The organism is Halolamina salina, assembly GCF_042678005.1.
In the GTDB taxonomy this organism is placed as follows: Archaea; Halobacteriota; Halobacteria; order Halobacteriales; family Haloferacaceae; genus Halolamina; species Halolamina salina.
The window spans coordinates 3,120-8,866 of the sequence record NZ_JBHUDH010000110.1 but is presented as its reverse complement, the minus strand read 5'-3'; the positions used below and the strand labels follow the sequence as shown (position 1 = coordinate 8,866).

Annotated in this window: 7 protein-coding genes; 3 read left to right on the top strand and 4 right to left on the bottom strand. The window is 67.3% G+C overall.

Features of this window, described 5'->3' with window-relative positions:
• Positions 1–357: reverse transcriptase-like protein (locus ACFR9S_RS09845; protein WP_379818525.1), on the top strand; the 357-nt coding region annotated here is incomplete at its 5' end.
• Positions 347–976 carry a DUF7108 family protein gene (locus ACFR9S_RS09840; RefSeq protein WP_379731273.1) on the top strand — a complete coding sequence of 210 codons (630 nt, stop codon included), beginning with the start codon at positions 347–349 and terminating at the stop codon, positions 974–976. The genes ACFR9S_RS09845 and ACFR9S_RS09840, both read left to right, overlap by 11 nt.
• Before the next feature lie 6 nt (positions 977–982).
• Here ACFR9S_RS09840 and ACFR9S_RS09835 read toward each other — a convergent pair whose 3' ends face one another.
• The gene (locus ACFR9S_RS09835; protein WP_379731272.1) at positions 983–1,345 is read right to left on the bottom strand and encodes a PadR family transcriptional regulator; all 363 of its coding nucleotides are present in this window, start codon (positions 1,343–1,345) and stop codon (positions 983–985) included.
• Between the two features lie 205 nt (positions 1,346–1,550).
• Between ACFR9S_RS09835 and ACFR9S_RS09830 the strand changes: the two genes are divergently transcribed.
• On the top strand, positions 1,551–2,081 hold the full coding sequence (locus ACFR9S_RS09830; RefSeq protein ID WP_379731271.1) for an inorganic diphosphatase: 531 nt from the start codon (positions 1,551–1,553) through the stop codon (positions 2,079–2,081).
• 309 nt (positions 2,082–2,390) lie between these two features.
• Here the strand turns inward: ACFR9S_RS09830 and ACFR9S_RS09825 are convergent, their stop codons facing one another.
• Genes ACFR9S_RS09825 through ACFR9S_RS09815 form a run of 3 tightly spaced genes read right to left on the bottom strand, consistent with a single transcriptional unit; the run spans position 2,391 to position 5,594 of the window.
• Complete coding sequence (locus ACFR9S_RS09825) at positions 2,391–3,467, bottom strand: aminotransferase class I/II-fold pyridoxal phosphate-dependent enzyme (RefSeq protein ID WP_379731270.1); 1,077 nt, start codon at positions 3,465–3,467, stop codon at positions 2,391–2,393.
• 49 nt (positions 3,468–3,516) lie between these two features.
• On the bottom strand, positions 3,517–5,184 hold the full coding sequence (locus ACFR9S_RS09820) for an AarF/UbiB family protein (protein ID WP_379731275.1): 1,668 nt from the start codon (positions 5,182–5,184) through the stop codon (positions 3,517–3,519).
• A 56-nt stretch (positions 5,185–5,240) separates the two neighbouring features.
• On the bottom strand, positions 5,241–5,594 hold the full coding sequence (locus ACFR9S_RS09815) for an Hsp20/alpha crystallin family protein (RefSeq protein WP_379731269.1): 354 nt from the start codon (positions 5,592–5,594) through the stop codon (positions 5,241–5,243).
• Positions 5,595–5,747 lie beyond the last annotated feature (153 nt).

Below are 5,747 nucleotides of genomic sequence, written 5' to 3'. Positions count from 1 at the left end.
AACCGCGGGCCGGCGGCCGTCGGCTGGGCGATCGTCAGCAGCGACGGCGTCGTCGCCGAGGGGGGCGAGGAGATCGGCCACCGGACAAACAACCAGGCGGAGTACGAGGCGCTGCTGCGGGCGCTCCGGGCCGCGCGGGATCTCGGCCTCGACGAGATCGACGTTCGGGGGGACTCACAACTGGTCGTCAAGCAGCTCCGGGGGGAGTGGAACACCAACGATCCCGAACTCAAGGAGCTGCGCGTGACCGCCCGGGAGCTGCTCCGCGAGTTCGACCGCTGGGACGTCGAGCACGTTCCACGGGAGATAAACGAACGCGCCGACGATCTGGCGAACGAGGCACTCGATGACCGATAGCGAGCCCGAGACAGTCGACCGAACCGAGGGGGAGGAGGAGCGCGTGCCGGACATCCCGGCTGACGCCGTCGACGAGACCGAACGGCTGACCCGACTGGCGCGTGCGGCCGAACGCCGGGAGGACGACGCCGCGGCCGAGGAGGCGTCGGTGTACCGAGATCGACGCGAGGAGCTGGTCGAGAAGCACGACTACGAGACGCGGCTCCGCGACGAGGACGACACGCTGGTGCTCTACCCCGAGGAGTGGATCGAGGACGGCGTCGTCCAACTGGACCGCATCGAGGAGACCGACCGCGCCGTCGAGATCTCCCTCTCCGGCCCGGGCGACCCCGAGCACTGGGAGGAGATCGCCGACCACAACGACGAGCTGGTCGAGGATGTCGCCGAGGAGTACCCGGATCACGAGGCCAACGCCCGGGCGCTCGCGGACTTCGCCAGCAACCACTACGCCAAACCCATCGAGAAGCTGACCGCCGAGGAGGTCGAACTGTTCCTCGACGAGTACTACCCGCGCAACGCCTGGCCCAGCGAGACGGACGCGTCGCTGGTCGAGGACTCCGTCAGAAAACTGTTCGCGGCGGCCGACAGCGAGCCGCCGGCGCCGGTCAGCGAGGAGTAGCCGCCGTCAGTTCTGCTCGTCGACGATCTCGCGGACCTCGTCCGCGCGGCTCTCGTCGGTGACGTATCGGGAGAGCGTCCACTCGAGCGTGTCGAGGACGGCCTCGTGGCCCTTCTCGGTCAGCGCGTACTGGTTGGTTCGCTTGTCGAGCTCGCTCTTCTCCACCAGACCGAGCTCCACCAGATCGTCGAGGTTGGGGTAGAGTCGACCGTGGTTGACTTCCGTCCCGTAGAACTCCTCGAGCTCGCGTTTGATCGCGAGCCCGTACATCGCCTCCTCGGAGAGGATGACGAGGATGTTCTGCTGGAACGCTGTAAGATCACGTGCGATACCCGGCTCTTCGTCGGTAACTGCTTCTGCCTCTGACATTGTTAGGGTGTGGCACTGTCCGTTCCCCCCCACCACTGTGGCCGTAGTAGACCCCCCTTCCCGGGGTTCTACCTCGGAGCCGGACAGTTCGGGGTGTTCGTCCAGTGCTCGTGACAGGAGATAGTCGTCCCAACCTAAAAGCGTTTTCGCCCGGACAGGAACGTCCCGAAAAGCATTTGCCCGGCTTGCCGGAACCTCCGAAGGCATGACGAACCTCTGGGAAGACCTCGAGACGGGGCCGGACGCGCCCGAGCAGATCTACGCGATCGTGGAGTGTCTCAAAGGCGAGCGCAACAAGTACGAGTACGACAAGGACGTGCCGGGCGTCGTTCTCGACCGCGTGCTGCACTCGAACGTTCACTACCCCTTCGACTACGGCTTCATCCCGCAGACCTACTACGACGACGAGGACCCCTTCGACGTGATGGTGATGGTCGAGGACGCCACGTTCCCGGGCTGCGTGATCGAGGCCCGCCCCGTCGCGCTGATGAAGATGGACGACGACGGCGAGCAGGACGACAAGGTGATCGCCGTCCCCAGCGAGGACCCCCGCTTCGACCACATCGACGACCTCGACGACATCCCCCAGCAGACGCTCGACGAGATCGACGAGTTCTTCGAGACGTACAAGAACCTCGAGGAGGGCAAGGAGGTCACTACCCTCGGCTGGGAGGACAAGGACGCGGCGCTCGACGCCATCGAGCACGCACAGGAGCTGTACGACGAGAACTTCTGAGCGGCCCCGTTTTCGGACAGTAGTAACGGATCACACCGGCGCGCGTTTCCACGCCGCCGCTATTCGATCTCGTAGCTGGCGCCGATGCGTTCCAGTTGTCGTCGCCGAGCGAGCGATACCCGACAGACATGGATATGTCCCGGAGGTATCGCTCGGCGCGCGGCGATACGTTATGCGTATGGGTAATCTCTTGAGGCCGGAAGCCGACCCTACGGATATGGCCACGAAACAGCACTCCGTCGGTATCGACCACGTAACTGTCGTGCCCGAGCCGGCGGCGACGGCCGACGACGACGGCGACGACGAGGATTAGCGGCTCTCGATCACGTCGCCGACCCGCTCCAGCCCCTCCCGGAGCTCCGGGGTCGGGAGGCCGAACCCGATCCGGAAGCGGTCCTCGTAGGGACCGAACAGGTGCCCCGGCGCCAGCACCACCGACGCCTCCTCGACCACGACGCGACAGAACTCCTCGGCGTCCTCGAAGCCGTCAGGCACTGTGACAAACCCGTTGACACCGACCGGCTCGTGCCAGTCGAGATCCTGCTCGTCGATCCAGTCCGCGACGATCTCGCGATGTTTCGTCGCGAGGTCGCGGTTCTCCCGGAGGATGTCCTCCTCCTGCTCGCCCAGCGCCTGCTTCGCGACGTGCTGGCCGAACAGCGTCGGCGAGATGGTGGTGTAGTCCTTCCAGCGCCACGCGCGCTCGACCACGTCCTCGTCGCCGACGACCCAGCCGAACCGCAGCCCCGCCAGCCCGTACGCCTTCGTGAGGCTGGTCGTGGAGATGCCGTACTCCCCCATCGCGGCCGCCGGGGTGATCGGCTCCTCGGCGAGCAGCCGGTACACCTCGTCACAGAGCAGGTACGCGTCGTGCTCCGCCGCGAGGTCGTACAGCTCCCGGACGGTCTCCTCGTCGTGGTAGTTCCCGGTGGGGTTGTTGGGGTTGTTGAGCACTACGACCGCGGTGTCGTCGCGGATCGCCTCCCGAACCCCGGCCACGTCGACGCTCCAGTCCTCGCGGTTCAGCGGGACGCGGGTCACCTCGCCGAACGCCTCGGGGACGGCGTGGAGCGCTTGGTACGTCGGCGTGACGACGACCGCGTGGTCGCCGTGCTCGGAGTTGAGTAGCGAGAGGAACGTGAGGAAGTTCGCCTCCTGCGTGCCGACGGTGAACAGCACCTCGTCGGCGCTCCGCCCGTAGCGGTCGCCCACGTCGGCGCGGAACTCGGGATCGCCGTTGGTCGGGATCACGTACCCCAGCTTCCCGGGGTCGAGATCGAAGCGGTCGGCCGGCAGCGACCGGATCCCGCTCTCGGCGAGCATGATGTCGGCGTCGTGTTCGTACTCCGCGAACCAGCGTTCGAGTCCGAACGGCGAGACGTCCATACGGGTCCTGTGTCGCCGGCCGGCAAAAACCACCTGCTGCCGGCGACCGTTACTTCCGCTCGCGCTCCCGCATGTTCTGGCGGGTGAACTGCGGCGTCGCCCGGATCGACCGCTGCTTGCGCCGGAACGAGCGCCACAGCGCGAGCACCAGCGGCGCCGTCACCGCGAGGATGCCCGCGGAGACCCGCCAGTCCTGCCCGAACGCGTAGATCAGCGCCGCCGAGAGCACGCCCGCGGCGACGAAGATTCCCAGGATCAGCCGCTTCGCGAGGTCCCGGAACACGTCTTCGCCGTCCTCGACGTTGATGTTGATCGTGAGGCTCTCCTCCTCGATCCCGTCGAGCACGCGGTCGAGCTTCGGCGGCACCGACACCAGCGCGCCCGCGGTCTCCTGTGCCTGCTCGGCGGCGTCGTTCGCGATCCGGCGGGCGGTCTGCTCGCGGTACCCCTGCTCGGTGAGGTAGTCGGTCGCGACGCTGATGAAGTCGAACTCGGGGTCGAGCGTCACACACACCCCCTCGACGACGGTCGCGACCCGGAGCACCAACGCGAGGTTCCGGGGCAGCCGCAGCGGGAACTCGTAGATCGTCCCCTCGACCTGCTCGATGATCTGCTGGACGCGGTACTGCTCGATGTCCTCGCCGCGGGCGTCCTGGATCGCGAGCTCCATCACCCGGCCCATCACCTCGCGGTCGGCCTCCGGCGAGAGCGTCCCCATCTCCACGAGGGCGTCGAGGATCGCGTCGGTGTCCTGCTCGGCGATCGCGACGTAGAACTCCACGATCTTCTCCTGGATGTACGGGTCGACGCGGCCGCTCATCCCGAAGTCGTAGAAGATCACCGCCCCCTCGTCGTCGACCGCGAGGTTCCCCGGGTGGGGGTCGGCGTGGAACACGCCGTCGTCGATGATCATCTGCAGGTAGATGCGCTGGAGCCGTGTCGCGAGTTCGGTGCGGTCGATCCCCTTCGCGTCGAGTTCGTCGAGATCGTTGATCTTCGTCCCCGGGAGGTACTCCATCGTCAGCACCGACTCGCCGGAGGCCGCCTCGTGGGTGTCGGGGATGCGGATCTCCTCGTTGCCCGCGAAGTTCTCGCTGATCTCCTCGAGCATCACGCGCTCCCGGCCGTAGTCCATCTCCTGTCGGATCGTCTTCGAGAACTCCTCGGCGAGGTTCGACAGCGAGAACGAACTCGACTCGTCGACGAGGAACACGATCACGGGCAGCGACCAGCGCAGCACTTTGAGGTCGGCGTTGACCAGCGGGACGATCCCCGGCCGGCGCACCTTCACGGCCACCTGCTCGCCGTCGTGGACCGCGCGGTACACCTGCCCGAGGCTGGCGCCGCTGATCGCCTCGCTGTCGAACTCGTCGAACGTCTCCTCGACGGGGCCGAGTTCGTCCTCCAGCACCTCCTTCGCTTCGTCCCAGTCGGCGGGCGGCACCTCGTCCTGCAGGCTCGCGAGCACGTCGACGTACTCCGGCGGGAGGATGTCCGGTCGGGTCGAGAGCAGTTGGCCGAGCTTGATGAACGTCGGCCCGAGCGTCAGCAGCGTCTCGAGCAGCGCCTCGGCCCGCCGGATTCGCGTCTCGCTGTCGACGCTGCGGCTCCGCCCGAACAGCAGGAACCGCTTGCGGTCTCTCGCCCACGCGAACAGCAGGGGGAAGAAGCCCTTGAAGACGACGAGGAATCGCCAGTAGGCACGGAGAGAGACCAGCTTAGATCACCCCGCCCTCGGGCGCGTCGGTTCCGGGCTGGCAGTCGGTCCGAGCATCAGGCGTCGTCGATCTCGATCGACTCGGCGGGACCGGCCGAGCGCTTGGGGACGGTGACGGTGAGCACGCCCCGGCTCATCGACGCCTCGGCGTCCGTGCCGGCGTCGGGCGGCAGCGGGATCTCGGCGTCGAGAAAGAGCGGCCGGTCCTCCCGGACGTAGTCGAACTCGCCGCCGAACGACTTCTCGCGGCGCGCCTCGATGTGGAGCCGACCGCCCTCGCTCCGTAGCTCGGTGGTGTCGGCGGTCGCTCCCGGCAGATCGATCACGAGTCGGTAGGCGGACTCGCTCTCGAGCAGGTCGGCGAACACCGCATCCGGGAGCTCCTGCAGCGCCTCGCGAACTGTGTCCATGTTCGGAGCATGGGGCGGAGTGTCGAAAAAGCCGGCGGTGGTGGCTTGACGAAGCGGCGACGGGCAGCCGCGAAGGTGGCCCGACGAAGCGGCGACGGGCAGCCGCGAAGGTGGCCCGACGAAGCGGCGACGGGCAGCCGCGAAGGTGGCCCG